Genomic DNA, 14,615 nt, shown 5'->3' on the forward strand with positions numbered 1-14,615 from the left:
CATCTCCTTGTTCACGTGATTACTTAGAGCTTAAAGGTATTTGGCTGAATGCCAAAGCGACGATATTGTTTATATTTTTCACGTCCCAGCTGTTTGGCTGGTTCATTGTTTTCAATAATCTCAATAATGTGACTAAATTTCGCATCAGGTTCAAGTGCTTCCGGATTAAAATTAAAAATAATCCAGCCCGACTGCTCTGGTAATTGAGCCGAGATACAGACGGTTGCATCTGGCTGATCAATCCCGTGTGGAATAAAGCTGGCAGGATCAAAGTTCCACAGCTTTTCATCCAGTTCCTGCTGTAAGGCAGGATCGGCACACAGCAGCCAGATGCGCTCTGGCTGACGCAAAATTTTACGGCATAAACGACAAGTGCTGTCCACCTGCCGTTCAGGGCTTTTTTCAAATAAATAAAAGTTGACCTTAGCCATGCTTTTGAACGCGATTAGCCAGGAATTGCATTAATAGAGGTACTGGACGACCAGTTGCGCCTTTATTTGGACCTGAATTCCATGCCGTACCTGCGATATCCAGGTGAGCCCAGCGATAGTCACGCGTAAAACGTTGCAGGAAACATGCAGCTGTTACAGAACCGGCTTTAGGGCCACCAATATTGGCAATATCGGCAAATGGTGAATCCAGTTGTTCCTGATAGTCGTCCAGTACCGGCATGCGCCATACACGGTCAAATGCATTTTGACCGGCGGTTTCAAGTTCTGCAGCCAGCTCATTGTCTGGCGTAAACATACCGGTCAAGACTGAACCTAAGGCCACTACACAAGCACCGGTTAGAGTTGCAATATCAATCACCAGGGCAGGGTTGAAGCGTTTCACATAAGTTAGCGCATCACAGAGTACCAGACGGCCTTCAGCATCAGTATTTAAAATTTCAACAGTTTGACCACTCATAGTGGTTACGATGTCACCTGGACGGGTGGCTTTGCCAGAAGGCATATTTTCCGCTGCAGCAATCGCACCCACTACATGAATTGGTAAACGAGATTCGCATAGTGCACGAAGGGTGCCTAGAACTGAAGCCGCACCGCACATATCATATTTCATTTCGTCCATGCCAGCGCCTGGTTTTAATGAAATACCGCCGGTATCAAAAGTAATGCCTTTACCCAGTAATACCACTGGTGCTTCTTCACGATGCGCCAGATATTCAATCGTAATAATACGGCCTGGACGGTCTGAACCTTTGCTGACTGCAAGGAAGGCACCCATGCCAAGGTCAGCTATTTGCTGTTCATTGAGCACAGTTACTTTAAGCAGGTCCGGATATTGAGCCGCCAGCGCCTGGGCCTGTTCTGCCAGATATTCCGGGAAACAAATATTGCCAGGGCGGTTACCCAGATCACGCGCCAGATTCTGACCAGTCTGAACGGCCTGAATCAATTGCAACTGTTCAGCTGTTAGCGGAGTTTCGGCAGCGATAAAATCAATCTGCTCCAGAATAAATTCGTTCTTTTTCGACTTGTATTCGTCATAGCCGTAGCTGGCCTGAGTTAAAGCCAATGCAAACAGATAGTGCAATTCTTGTGGAAGTTGTGTCAGATCAACAGAAATCTGTTTGAATTTTTTTTGAGAGGCTTTAATAATGGCCTGGGCAATTTTCGCCAGTTTTCCCGCTTGTAATTCGGCAGTCTTGCCGAGGCCGATCAGGGCTGCATGCTGAGACTGGCTGATCTGTCCAATCAGGCTTAAACTTTCTGCTAGACCGGCCTTGAATTGGGAGGCTTCAATTAATGTGTCTAGGTTGTTGATTTGGTATGTTGATGCAGCGCTCTGAATTTGCTCTGAGTCGACTAAAATCAACAAAGATTGACTTGATCCATTCTCTGGGAATGACGTATTAATTGTAAGGTTCATATCTTGTTTTCACGCCTGTTTAGATTTGCAAATCATTCAAGCATTGAAACATTTATCCGAATAGATTTTCAATGGGCAGAGCCACCTAGGTTTTATATTTTTGCTATTCGGGTAAACTAGCATTCGTTTTATGGAGCTCATTTTGGAAGAACTAATTTGATTATTCGGCGTTATCTGGTCAAGCAAGTGGTATCGACCTCCTTGGTGGTGATTGCCTTACTGACCCTTATCATGATGGGCGGTCGTTTGATCAAGTATTTTGGTGTGGCCGCACAGGGGCGTCTGGATGCTGGAATCCTGTTCAGCATCATTGGTTATCGTTTGCCTGAATTCCTGACCTTGATTCTTCCACTTGGGTTCTTTATTGGCTTAATGCTGGTCTTTGGCCGTCTTTATGTTGATCATGAGATGGCGGTCTTAAATGGTAGTGGAATTAGTCGGCATCAGCTGGCACGTCTTTTGATTCCAATGACTTTAGTCTATCTCCTTGCACAAGGCTTTCTCATGCTGTGGGCTTCGCCGTGGGGGATTCGCCAGTTTGAAGCCTTGACCAGTGAGCAGGCAGTACGAACCGGCTTTGATCTGGTTCGGCCCAAAGAATTTATTTCGTCTGGACCTTATACGATTTATGCCGGAGATCTATCCGAAGATCGCAAAAACTTGAAAGATATTTTCTTCTATCAGCGTGCGGAAAAAGAAGGCAAGCCGGATGTGATGATTCTGGCGCAGGAAGCGACTCGAATTGAAATGCCGAATGATGCAGCCAATGTGGTCGACCTGGTCAATGGTCGCCGCTATGAAATTTATCCAGGCACCCCGCAATATACTCAAGCTGAATTTGAAAGCTATCGTTTACGGATCGAAAGTAATAAAGAAGCAGAACTGGTCAGTGATGAAGTTGAAGCCTTGCCGACCGGACAGCTTTGGAAAAACCGTCAGGATCCAGTGGTAGCCAGTGAGCTTGGCTGGCGTGTCTTTGTACCATTTGCCATTGTAATTGCCCTGATTCTGTCTGTGGCACTGTCGGAAGTTAGTCCGCGTCAAGGTCGCTATCTCAAATTATTCCCGGCATTGATGATCTTTGCTAGCCTGATTGTCGCCCTGATGGCAATCAAAACCCGGGTCAGCAAGGCGGAAATGGGCATTTGGGCTTATCCATTAGTCCTGATTATTTATGCCATAGCCGGTGCATTGTTCTCACGTAAACAGAATTTGGCGCCAAAAATTAAAAAACGGATTCAGCGAGTGAGGTCTTAACAATGTTAGCACGTCGTATAGTTGCCAAACATGTAACCGGAACCACTGCGCTGGCGATGCTTGGGGCAACAGCTGTTCTTTCAGGTCTGCAGGTCTTATTTACGTATTTAGGTGAATTGGGTTCCCTGAAAGAAGGCTATGGTGCATGGGATGCCTTAAAATATGTACTCTGGGGCGCACCGAATTATCTTTATGAAATCCTGCCAATTTCCGCACTGATTGGTGCGGTACTTGGTTTAGGTGCATTGGCTTCCAATAGTGAGCTGATCGTAATGCGTTCGGTGGGGGTTAGTCTTTGGCGGATTGTCGGCTGGGTTATTCGATCAGCATTGCTATTGGTCGTATTGTCGTTTGCCCTGAGCGAATGGGTGATTCCATATACCAATGAACAGGCCAAAGCAGTCAAAAGCTATAACAAGCCGGTAAAAATTGGTGAAGTTAAAGGTTACTGGACGCGTGAGGGTAATCGCTTTATCTATATTGATTATGCCAATGCCAAAGGCCAGCTGAAAAATGTACAGATGCTGGACTTTGATGACAATTACCGTCTGCGGGGTACTCTGGATGCCAAGCAGGGTGAATTCGTCAAAGATGGGGCCTGGAAACTAGATAGCACAGAACAGTTTGATATTTTACAAAACGGCAATGCGACACTGGTACAGCATGATAAGCAACCACTGGCTTTGGCCTTGCAGCCGAAATATGTGCATATGGTCACGATTGATCCGGAAGATTTATCACCAAGCCAGCTGGTAAGCTTTATGAGCTATATGAATGAATATAGTCAGGTACCGAAAACCTATCAGCTGGCTTTCTGGCAGAAAGTTGGTTCGCCATTTGCCCTGATTGCGCTGGTAGTGATTGCCTGTTCATTTATTTTCGGGCCATTGCGTCAGCAATCGATGGGCTTCCGTTTGGTGATTGCGTTATTCGCAGGGTTAAGCTTCTTCTACCTGCAGGATTTTCTCGGCTATGCCAGTCTGGTCTATGCGCCATCACCGGCATGGTTCGTATTTATTCCTATTTTGCTGATGTTTGCTATTGGCGGCTACTTGCTCCATCGAGCCCGCTAAGCCACAGGAAAATAGAAGAAATCAATCGCAACAAGAGGCTTAAACCATCGACTGGTCATGGCCTCTTTTTGCAAAATTCGGTAAACTAGAGCGATTAATTCGTAGACGAAAAGAGTATTTCATTATGACGGATGCAACTGCTGGCAAAATCCCTCACGTTTTGGTGATTATGGATGGTGTGGGTCATCGCGAAGCGGTCGAAGACAATGCGTTTTTAGCGGCTAAACGACCAAATTTAACTGCTATGCAGGAAAAGCATCCGCATGGTTTGATCTCAGGTTCAGGTGAAGATGTCGGCCTGCCTGATGGTCAGATGGGGAACTCTGAAGTCGGTCATATGAATCTTGGTGCTGGCCGTGTGCTGTATCAGGACTTTACCCGTATTACCAAAGATATCCGTACTGGGGCTTTCTTCGAACATGAAGTGCTGGTAGATGCGGTTGAGAAAGCCAAAGCAGCAAATGGCGCAGTCCACATTATGGGTCTGCTGTCTGAAGGCGGTGTGCACTCACACGAAGATCATATCGTTGCGATGGCTGAACTGGCTTTAAAACGCGGTGCTCAGGTTTATCTGCATGCGTTCCTCGATGGCCGTGATACACCACCAAAAAGTGCGCAACCCTCTTTAGAAAAACTGGATGCATTATTTTCTCAATATCCGGGCCAGGGTCGTATTGTCAGCATGATCGGTCGTTATTTTGCCATGGACCGTGACAACCGTTGGGATCGTGTAGAGCAAGCGTATCGTCTGCTGACTGAAGGTGAAGCAGTGCGTACTGCAGCTAGTGCAGTTGAAGGTCTGGAACAGGCTTATGCTGCAGAGGAATCAGACGAATTTGTAAAAGCGACTCGCATTGGCGACACTGTGAAGATTCAGGATGGCGACAGCGTCGTATTCATGAACTTCCGTGCTGACCGTGCCCGTGAATTGACTCGTGCCTTTGTTGAAAAAGATTTTGCCGGTTTTGAACGTAAGGTTGTACCGAATCTGGCGAAATTCGTGATGTTGACCCGTTATCAGGCGACCATTGATGCGCCAATAGCCTATATGCCAGAAGCGCTGGTAAATTCTTTAGGTGAGTATCTGTCGAACCTGGGTAAAACTCAGCTACGTATTGCAGAAACCGAGAAATATGCGCATGTAACCTTCTTCTTTAGCGGTGGCCGTGAAGATGAATATCCAGGTGAAAAACGTATCCTGATCCCATCTCCAAATGTTGCGACTTATGACCTGAAACCGGAAATGAGTGCCTATGAAGTCACTGATGAACTGGTGGCAGCGATCAATTCAGGCGAGTTTGACCTACTGGTTGTGAACTATGCCAACGGTGATATGGTCGGTCATACCGGTGTATTTGATGCAGCAGTGAAAGCCGTTGAAGCCGTGGATACTTGCTTAGGCCGTGTTTATGAGGCTGTGATGGCGAAAAAAGGTCATATGATTATTACTGCCGATCATGGTAATGTGGAGCAAATGCAGGATTATCAGAGTGGTCAGGTGCATACCCAGCATACCACTGAACTGGTTCCATTTATTTATGTGGGTCCAAGTTCTGCAACAATCGCAGAAGGTGGTGTATTGGCTGATGTCGCACCAACCCTGCTGAACCTGATGCAAATTTCGGTACCAGCTGAAATGCAGGGTCGCAATCTTATTGAGCTGCACGCTTAATCTTTTATAAAACAGGTATAAGAATGATAAAAACACATGGCAAGTCTGTAGTCTTATCCTGCTTACTGATGTGTTTGAGTCATTCCGCCTGGAGTGCTGTTTCAACCGAGATGGCACTCGATGAACTGGAAATGGACGAACAGGTCTATAATGAAATTCCTGTTACATCCATCCAGGAATTTGTTCAGATTTATGGCATCGTCAAAGATAATTATATTCAAGACAAAAATGACGATGTGCTTTTCCAGCAGGCCATTCAAGGTTTGGTGAGTGGCCTGGACCGCTATTCCCGCTATTTATCTCCTGAAGACTATAAACAGCTGCGTGGATATACTGAAGGTGATCTGGCCAGTATTGATTTTGATCTGCATTTTAATCCACAGCTAAAACAATGGATGGTACAAGGCTTAAGTCTGGATGCTGATTCTGCCAAACAAGGCCTTCGCAATGGTGTCACAGTTTACAAGATTGATGATCAGGTCTTGAGTGCGCTGAAACGTGAGCAAGTGCGAGATTTATTAACCGGTGCCATTGGCTCTACTTTAACGCTCCAGCTTTCTGCGCAAAGTGTACCGATTACACTGGTCCGCAATACCAAAGTGGATACCGAGATTAAATCGACTTTACACAGTAATCAGGTTCTGGTGCTGCAGGTCAAAGTTTTCCAGCAAGATACTGCTAATGAAATCAAGCGAATTATTGAAAGTTATTCAACCAATCGCCTGAAAGCAGTGCTGTTTGACTTACGTAATAATCCGGGTGGTTTATTGTCTGCAGCCGTTGAATCGGCAGATTTATTTCTGAATCAGGGTATTATTGTTTCGACCAAGAGCCGTTCTGAAGGTAATCAGCAATTTCAGGCACTACCAGGAATTGAGTTTCAGAACCTGAAAGTTGGGATTCTGATCAATAACCGTTCTGCTTCTGCTGCAGAAGTATTTACTGCTGCTCTGAAAGAGCATAATCGTGCTTGGGTGGTAGGGGAAAAGAGCTATGGCAAAGGGGTAGTGCAGAAGCTATTCCCTTTAAGTAATGGCTCTGCTTTGCAGATGACGGTGTCGCAATACTTTAGCCCGAGCGGCAATATGATCGAAGGACAGGGGATTCAGCCACATTTCACCTATCCTCTCGGTCAGGATGCACGTGAGGAGAGCTATCTGGATCACGTCACAGACTTGCTGCTCCTGCAGAAATAATTATTCCTCTTCTTCGGTATCCAGTCCGAATTTTTTCAGACGATAACGTAAAGAGCGAAACGACATACCGAGTTTTTTGGCGGCCAATGTACGATTCCAATGCGTCAGATTCAAAGCATTCAGCAGAATTTCTTTTTCAATCTTTTCTAAATACAGTTCCAGACCTTCCTCGGGGAGTTTCTTGGGAATAATGATCTGATCCGTAGATGAGGTCGGCTCTGCCAGATTTGCCGTTTCTGATTGGACGGATACCGTATGACGCAGTGGAGCAGTTTGCAGATGCTGAAGATCAATCTTGTCTTCATCACTCAAAGTAATAGCTCGTTCAATAATGTTACGCAGTTCGCGTACATTGCCCGGATAGTATTGCTCCAGTAAAAATTCCTTGCTCCGTTCCGTCAGTTTTTTCGCAGGAATCTCCCATTCCTGACAGATCTTTTGAACAAAATGCTCAGCGAGGAGCAGAATATCTTGGCCGCGCTCACGCAGGGGTGGTAAGACCAGATCCATCACGTGAATACGGAAGAACAAATCCTGACGGAATTTGCCTTGTTGTACCAGCGCATCGAGATCCTGGTGGCTGGCACTAATGACACGGAAATCGACATCAATTTCAGTATCGGAACCGACGGGACGAATGCGTTTTTCCTGGACGGCACGTAACAGTTTAACCTGCATAGATAGCGGTAATTCGGCGATTTCATCTAAGAACAAACTACCTCCATGGGCAGACTGAATTAGTCCTTGTTTGTCCTGAGTCGCGCCAGTAAAGCTGCCTTTCTTGTGGCCAAACAGTTCACTTTCCATTAATTCAGTCGGGATTGCACCGCAGTTAATCGCGATAAAAGGTCCTTCATTGCGGTTACTAAGACGATGGACCAGATTGGCCACCACTTCTTTCCCGGTCCCTGATTCACCAGTAATAAATACCGGAGCTTGAGAACGGGCAATTTTTTTCAAGGTGACCCGCAATTGCTGAATAGGCAGAGATTGTCCAATCAGCAATTTATGTTCTAATGAATCATTGGAATTATTCTGATAATAGTCTACTGGTTTATTCAGTGCTTTTTGTAGAAGCTGTTCCAGATGCTTTTGATTGATCGGTTTACTGACAAAGTCAAATGCACCTGCCTTGAGTGCAGCAATGGCAATTTCCATATTGCCATAAGCCGTTAGAACAGCTACCGGAAGGTGAGGGGAGTGCTGGTTAATCCAGTCCAATAATTGCAGACCATTGCCATCAGGAAGATTTAGATCTGTCAGACAGGCATCATATTGATGATCTGTCAGAAATTTTTTTGCATCTTCCAGACGATGGGCAATATGCGTACGGATTCCCATGCGCATTAATGACATTTGCATGAGGGTACACAGATCTTCCTCATCATCCACCAATAAGACCAGTGGTTGTTGTTCCACAATATTTCCCCTTATTCCTTTTATGCTGTCGCACGTTGACAGCTAATCCGAAAGCATGCGCCCTGTTCTTGTGAAATGTAGTTGAGTTGTGCCTGATTGGCTTCACAAAAACTGTGTGATAAATATAGTCCGAGTCCCGTTCCATGGATAGACGTGCTGAAAAAAGGTTTAAATAATAATTCCTGATCATGGGTGGCAACACCAGAGCCAAAATCCCGGACATCTATCCATACCTTATGTTCATATGGGTGAATATTCAATTGAATATGGGGTGAATCCGGTGAATTATGACGGATGGCATTACGAATCAGGTTAATCAGAATCTGACGTAACTGGGCTTCATCGAACTGAATTGCCAGTGGTACATCAATATTAAATTGAATCTGATCCGCCACATCTGCTAAATCTTCCTGAATAAACAGTGGTATAAATTCATTCAGCTGAATTACGACCGGATGGGTTTCCTTGTTTTTCACCATATTCAGGGTGTCCTGAATAATCCGATCAATACGGGTAGCCTGTCGGCTGATCATCTGATGCAGAACCTGTTGCTGTTCAGGTTCAGAATCGAGATAAAGATCATTGGCCTGTACAATGGCAGCCAGAGGATTGCGAATTTCATGGGCAATACTGGCGGAAAGCTGGCCTAGAGCAGCAAGCTTTAACTGTTGCACCTGCTGATTAAGTTTGCGGGCATCTTGCAGCACGAGGAGAGTCAGAGTCTGGTGCGGCACAATCAGCTTTTGTACCTGCACGTGAATATTATAACGACTCTGCTGGGATTCAAATTGAAACCGCTCGCCATTTTCCAGATTTTCAAAACGGATCAGTTCAAACAAATCATTTTGAGATTGGTATAACGAAAATCTTTCATGGGTATACATTGGCTCAATACCCAGCAGATGACAGGCAGCCGGATTGCTGAGCACCACATGGTAATTCTCATCTAAGACCAGATAGCCGGTTTCAATCTGTTCCAGAATATAGCGGTTAATATTCTGTAAGCGATATAGTTCCAGCGATTGAGAAAAATTCAGGTTTTCTAGAATCTGAAAGCGCCGTACCGCAATTTGTCCCGAGCCATAGACGACAAAAAATAGAAAGGCCAGCAGGGCACTATTCCCGATATTGGTAAGCGAGGAAAAGGCAAAAATACTGCCGATAAAATGCTGGTAGATGATACTAATCACCGCAATCAGGGTGATGATCAGGGCTTTCTTGGCATCCAGTAATAATGAAGCTGAAAAAATGGTAATAACAAAAATCAGTCCGAGATGGACATTTGGACCCTGACTGGCCAAGGTCAATAAACTGAGAAAAAAGACATCGCTGGCAAAAATTAGAATGAACTGTGGCTGAATCAGGCGCTTTACCCATCTCAGCGTAAACAGTTGCACCGTATTGACGGCGACGCCAATCATTAAGGCGTAGTGATAGAGTTTAGGATACTGATAATCCGCAGTCATATCGGGATAAGTCAGCAGGAAAATCAGCAACAGACCCGTGCTGATAATCAGGCGGTAGGCGCTATACCATAGGCCCAGATGATATTGATTCAGTTCAGAATAACTGGATGTTTGCGCCATAGAAACCGCATTAAGCAGAGGGTTAAATTAAGGTTTAATCAGGCCATAGCGCATTGCAAGATGGGTCAGTTTAACATCACTATCGATATTCAGTTTTTCGAAGATCCGGTAACGGTAAGTATTGACTGTTTTAACGCTCACAAACAGCTTGTCGGCAATTTCCTGCGCGCTGATACAGTTCACCACCATCATGGCTACCTGCATTTCACGTTCAGACAGTGCGTCAAAAGGAGACTGCTGGGTATCAGACAGGTAGGAGCTGGCCAGCTGTTCAGCAATATCGGCACTGAAATATTTACCGCCCTGCATGACTTTATTGATGGCACGAACCATCTCTGATACAGGTGCACCTTTGGTGATATAACCTTTGGCGCCTGCCTTAAGTAAAAGAGAAGGATAAGGTTCTTCAGCCAGACCACTCACCGCAAGAACTTTAGTTTCAGGAGCAGTCTGTAGCAAACGGCGTGTGGTTTCTACACCACCGATACCTGGCATGTTGACATCTAATAGAACCACATTGGGATGATGCTGACGGACGAGGGTAATTGCTTCTTCACCAGATTCAGCCTGTCCAATCACCTGAACATCCGCATGGTCTTCCAGCATTCTGCAAATTCCAGTACGAACTAATTCATGGTCGTCGACAACTAAAACTGTGATCACCTAGACTCTCCCTCTATTAAAAATCATTTTTTTGTTACATAAAGCAAAATAAGCTTGCAATGAAACTACAAAATTAGCAATCCTATTCGCAGATTAAATCTGAAACTTATCACATAGTGTCAAGAACAAAAAATGTTCGGCATTGTGTTTAAATGTAAGGCATATTAGAGGTAATACGCAAATCAATCTTACCTCTGTTAGTTGAGTGAAGGAATAGTGAAGAAAATAAACAAGTCTTTAAGGCATCTACTTGGCCTGTCCGTGTTAATCAGCATGAGCACGACAAGTTTTGCTGAAATCATTATGAATTCTGGCACAACAGAGGGTGGATCCAGCATCAGCTGGTCTTCTGATGAAGTCAATCAGCTCATGAATGATAATTTGAGCGTATCTGCTGCAGAACCTTCACCACCAGGTTCAGCAACTGTTACGACGACAATTCGTCAGGGCGGCGCACCAGCGCCAGTGCTGACAAAACCTGTGCAGATTATTGATAATAGTCACTTTAGTAATCAACCTGCTGTAAGTGCGCGTGCAGCTCTGGTGATGGATTCACAGACAGGTGAAGTGTTATTCAGTAAAAATACCAATAATGCTTACCCGATTGCGTCGATTACCAAATTGATGACTGCAGTAGTGATTTCAGATGCGCGTTTGAATATGTCTGAAAAAATTACCCTGCAACAGGCTGATTTTTCCTGTGCAGGCTGTAAGAGCTCAAGTTCTACCTTAAGAGCCGGGGACAGTATGAATCGTGCTGAAGCCTTATTATTTGCTTTGATGAAGTCTGAGAACCCTGCTGCAGCCGCATTGGCGCGTACGTATCCAGGTGGTCGTGCAGCCTTTATTGCGAAGATGAATGCCAAAGCTAAAGAGCTGGGCATGAATTCAACCCACTATATGGAATCTACTGGCCTGCATCCTGGCAATGTGTCTTCTGCACGTGATTTGGGGATTCTGGTCAATACCGCTTCACAGTATGGCCTGATCCGTCAATTCTCTACCACTGCCAGCTATGATTTCAACCTAGGTTACCGTGTATTGAAATCCAACAACACCAATTCACTGGTGCGTAATGGTGGCTGGAATATCAATCTGTCTAAAACCGGTTATATTAATGAAGCAGGACGTTGTGTCGTCATGCACACCACCTTGAATAACCGTCCTGTGGTGGTCGTGGTATTAGGTGCGGATTCAACTGCTGCACGTACCAATGATGCGACTCGTCTGATGACCTGGGTGTCTAGCCTGCCTAAACAACGTGTTTAATCTTTTTTAAGCGCATATAAAAAGCCCTGCAATTGCAGGGCTTTTTTGATTTTGTATCTTACATATTAGAAAGAATAGATTCACGAACCTGTTCTAAAGTTGCGTCAATTGAAAGCATTACAGCATCAGAACATTGTTTGATCGCAGTATCCGGATCTTTCAGACCGTTACCAGTTACGGTACACACGATCACAGAACCTTCAGCAATTTTACCTGCTTTAATGTCACGGATTGCGCCACCGATTGAAGCTGCAGATGCAGGTTCTACGAATACGCCTTCATACATAGAAAGAAGACGTTGCGCTTCCAGAATCTCGGCATCAGTCAGTTCATCGAACCAGCCTTTAGAATCACGAACAACCGCTTTCGCATGGTTCCAGCTTTGTGGATTACCGATACGGATTGCAGTTGCAACAGTCTCAGGGTTTTCAACAGGTGCACCACGAAGGAAAGGTGCAGCGCCAGAAGCTTGGTAACCTACCATTGTTGGCAGACCTTCAGGTTTAGGACCAGTGAAGGCATCAGTTGCAGCATCGTAAACCACTTGCTCAAACTCGCCAGCAGGCTGGTTGGCAACAGCTTCGGTATAACCCATCCAGTGCGCAGTAATGTTACCTGCGTTACCTACTGGCAGGCAGTGGTAATCTGGTGCACGGCCCAATTCATCCACGATTTCGTAAGCAATGGTTTTTTGACCTTGCAGACGGTACGGGTTGATTGAGTTAACAATCGTCACAGGTGCTTTGTCAGCGATTTCTTTTACAAGACGCATACCGTCATCGAAATTACCGCGGATTTGCATGGTAATCGCACCATACATCATCGCTTGCGCCATTTTGCCCATCGCAATTTTGCCTTCTGGGATTAAAACGAACGCTTTGATACCTGCACGCGCAGCATAAGCTGCAGCTGCTGCTGAAGTATTACCTGTAGATGCACAGATAATGGCTTTAGAGCCTTCTTCAACCGCTTTTGTTACCGCCATGGTCATACCACGGTCTTTAAATGAACCAGTCGGGTTTAAGCCCTCGTACTTCACATAAATTTCAACATTTTTGCCAATAATGCGCGGAATATTCGCAAGCTTAATCAGTGGCGTGTTACCTTCACCCAGAGAAACGGCTTTAGTAGTTGCAGACACTGGTAAACGGTCGCGATAGCGGTCAACTAAACCAGTATAACGATTGGCATTCGACATGATGATGTTCCAATTGTGTGTAGAGCTTGGCAAGGGGAGAGTGTCCCCTCGACCCGATTAATTATCAAGCGATTCTAAACGAATTCGTACAATTTCGCCATGAATGACAGGGAGAGCTTGAATTTGTTTTAACGCTTCATCCATTTTCGCTTCCTTGACTGGATCAGTCAGGATCACGATAGGAATAAGATCTTTCAGACGTGACTGCTGCAGAATCGCATCAATACTGATGCCTTCACGGCTTAAAATAGAGGTTACTTCAGCCAGTACTCCGGTTTGATCTTCAGCATTGATCCGGATGTAGTATCCAGTTGTCATTTCTTCACGTGGCAGGATTGGCAGGTCACTTAAGCTTTCAAAAGCCAGTTGCGGAATTGTACCAGCACCATCTTCAGTATAAGAAATATCACGTACGATATCCACGACATCTGCGACTACTGCAGAAGCTGTAGGACCTGCACCCGCACCTGCACCGTAATACAGTGTAGGACCAACCGCATTGGCCTGAACCAGAACTGCATTTTTCACACCATTCACATTAGCGATCAATTGCTCTTCAGGAATCAGGGTAGGGTGTACACGGAGTTCAATACCGGTTTCAGCACGACGCGCAATACCGAGGTGTTTGATACGGAAGCCTAAGTCTTCAGCATATTTCACGTCTTGTGCAGTAATTTTGCTAATGCCTTCAGTAAAGACTTTATCAAACTGCAACGGAATACCAAAAGCAATAGAGGCCAGTAATGTCAGTTTGTGTGCTGCATCGATGCCTTCTACATCGAAGGTTGGATCTGCTTCTGCATAACCCAGTTCTTGCGCTTCTTTCAGTACATCAGCAAAGGCACGGCCTTTATCTCGCATTTCAGTCAGGATAAAATTGCCTGTACCGTTGATGATGCCAGCCAGCCAGTCAATCTTGTTGGCTGCCAGACCTTCACGCATCACTTTAATAATTGGAATGCCGCCAGCTACCGCTGCCTCGTAAGCAATTTGCACAGCGTTGTCATCGGCAAGTTTGAACAGTTCATTTCCATGTTCAGCCAATAGGGCCTTGTTGGCAGTTACGACCTGTTTGCCATGCAGAATGGCTTCTTTAATCACTTCATAAGCAGGGTGAATACCGCCCATGACTTCAACCACCACATCTACATCAGGTTGACGTACGATATCGAGCAGATCTGCACTTTGTTTGACTGATTCAGGTAGATCCAGATCAGGACGCGGGCGACGCGTACCAACATGGGTAATTTGAATTTCACGACCGGTGCGACGTTTAATCTCAGCAGCATTTTCTTTTAATAGTTTAAGGGCACCACCACCCACAGTACCAAGACCGAGGATTGCCAGACGAACTGGTTTCACGTCACACTCCAAATATAAACAGTTTTTTACGAGAGCCTAGATCATAGC

General features: G+C 45.3%; 12 protein-coding genes. 5 read left to right on the top strand and 7 right to left on the bottom strand.

Features of this window, described 5'->3' with window-relative positions; genetic code table 11:
- Nucleotides 1–23: 23 nt before the first annotated feature.
- Together C3F22_RS15855 and C3F22_RS15860 are read right to left on the bottom strand one after the other, a co-directional pair.
- On the bottom strand, nt 24–431 hold the full coding sequence (locus tag C3F22_RS15855; protein WP_104426951.1) for a DNA polymerase III subunit chi: 408 nt from the start codon (nt 429–431) through the stop codon (nt 24–26).
- On the bottom strand, nt 424–1,872 hold the full coding sequence (locus C3F22_RS15860; RefSeq protein ID WP_004787294.1) for a leucyl aminopeptidase: 1,449 nt from the start codon (nt 1,870–1,872) through the stop codon (nt 424–426). The genes C3F22_RS15855 and C3F22_RS15860 overlap by 8 nt, the downstream gene beginning before the upstream one ends.
- Before the next feature lie 156 nt (nt 1,873–2,028).
- Between C3F22_RS15860 and lptF the strand changes: the two genes are divergently transcribed.
- From lptF to C3F22_RS15880, 4 genes are all read left to right on the top strand, one after another.
- On the top strand, nt 2,029–3,129 hold the full coding sequence (gene lptF / locus C3F22_RS15865; RefSeq protein ID WP_004787292.1) for an LPS export ABC transporter permease LptF: 1,101 nt from the start codon (nt 2,029–2,031) through the stop codon (nt 3,127–3,129).
- A 2-nt stretch (nt 3,130–3,131) separates the two neighbouring features.
- Complete coding sequence (gene lptG / locus C3F22_RS15870) at nt 3,132–4,202, top strand: LPS export ABC transporter permease LptG (RefSeq protein WP_004787289.1); 1,071 nt, start codon at nt 3,132–3,134, stop codon at nt 4,200–4,202.
- 124 nt (nt 4,203–4,326) lie between these two features.
- Nucleotides 4,327–5,874 carry a 2,3-bisphosphoglycerate-independent phosphoglycerate mutase gene (gene gpmI / locus C3F22_RS15875; protein WP_104426952.1) on the top strand — a complete coding sequence of 516 codons (1,548 nt, stop codon included), beginning with the start codon at nt 4,327–4,329 and terminating at the stop codon, nt 5,872–5,874.
- A 23-nt stretch (nt 5,875–5,897) separates the two neighbouring features.
- Entirely contained in the window at nt 5,898–7,070 is a 1,173-nt protein-coding gene (locus C3F22_RS15880) for a S41 family peptidase (protein ID WP_104426953.1), read from the top strand.
- On the opposite strand, the gene C3F22_RS15885 is transcribed toward C3F22_RS15880, so the two are convergent.
- Genes C3F22_RS15885 through C3F22_RS15895 form a run of 3 tightly spaced genes read right to left on the bottom strand, consistent with a single transcriptional unit; the run spans nt 7,071 to nt 10,738 of the window.
- Complete coding sequence (locus C3F22_RS15885) at nt 7,071–8,492, bottom strand: sigma-54-dependent transcriptional regulator (protein WP_171284763.1); 1,422 nt, start codon at nt 8,490–8,492, stop codon at nt 7,071–7,073.
- Between the two features lie 17 nt (nt 8,493–8,509).
- Nucleotides 8,510–10,075 (bottom strand): sensor histidine kinase, encoded by a 1,566-nt coding sequence (locus C3F22_RS15890; protein ID WP_104426955.1) that lies wholly within the window; start codon nt 10,073–10,075, stop codon nt 8,510–8,512.
- A 27-nt stretch (nt 10,076–10,102) separates the two neighbouring features.
- Nucleotides 10,103–10,738, bottom strand: coding sequence for a response regulator (locus C3F22_RS15895; RefSeq protein ID WP_005233474.1), 636 nt, complete (start codon nt 10,736–10,738; stop codon nt 10,103–10,105).
- 216 nt (nt 10,739–10,954) lie between these two features.
- Between C3F22_RS15895 and C3F22_RS15900 the strand changes: the two genes are divergently transcribed.
- A complete protein-coding gene (locus tag C3F22_RS15900) occupies nt 10,955–12,007 on the top strand; it encodes a serine hydrolase (RefSeq protein ID WP_034590260.1) in 1,053 nt (350 codons plus the stop codon).
- Nucleotides 12,008–12,065: 58 nt separating this feature from the next.
- Here the strand turns inward: C3F22_RS15900 and thrC are convergent, their stop codons facing one another.
- The gene (thrC, locus tag C3F22_RS15905; RefSeq protein ID WP_104426956.1) at nt 12,066–13,205 is read right to left on the bottom strand and encodes a threonine synthase; all 1,140 of its coding nucleotides are present in this window, start codon (nt 13,203–13,205) and stop codon (nt 12,066–12,068) included.
- Nucleotides 13,206–13,262: 57 nt separating this feature from the next.
- On the bottom strand, nt 13,263–14,567 hold the full coding sequence (locus C3F22_RS15910; protein ID WP_005233480.1) for a homoserine dehydrogenase: 1,305 nt from the start codon (nt 14,565–14,567) through the stop codon (nt 13,263–13,265).
- Between the last annotated feature and the right edge of the window lie 48 nt (nt 14,568–14,615).

Origin of the sequence: Acinetobacter sp. ACNIH1 (assembly GCF_002934695.1) — a bacterium.
Classification (GTDB): Bacteria; Pseudomonadota; Gammaproteobacteria; order Pseudomonadales; family Moraxellaceae; genus Acinetobacter; species Acinetobacter variabilis.

Coding starts and splice junctions, on each gene's coding strand:
- thrC (WP_104426956.1), bottom strand. CDS start 13,205: ATGTCGAATGCCAATCGTTATACTGGTTTAGTTGACCGCTATCGCGAC.
- lptG (WP_004787289.1), top strand. CDS start 3,132: ATGTTAGCACGTCGTATAGTTGCCAAACATGTAACCGGAACCACTGCG.
- gpmI (WP_104426952.1), top strand. CDS start 4,327: ATGACGGATGCAACTGCTGGCAAAATCCCTCACGTTTTGGTGATTATG.
- C3F22_RS15890 (WP_104426955.1), bottom strand. CDS start 10,075: ATGGCGCAAACATCCAGTTATTCTGAACTGAATCAATATCATCTGGGC.
- C3F22_RS15860 (WP_004787294.1), bottom strand. CDS start 1,872: ATGAACCTTACAATTAATACGTCATTCCCAGAGAATGGATCAAGTCAA.
- C3F22_RS15855 (WP_104426951.1), bottom strand. CDS start 431: ATGGCTAAGGTCAACTTTTATTTATTTGAAAAAAGCCCTGAACGGCAG.
- C3F22_RS15880 (WP_104426953.1), top strand. CDS start 5,898: ATGATAAAAACACATGGCAAGTCTGTAGTCTTATCCTGCTTACTGATG.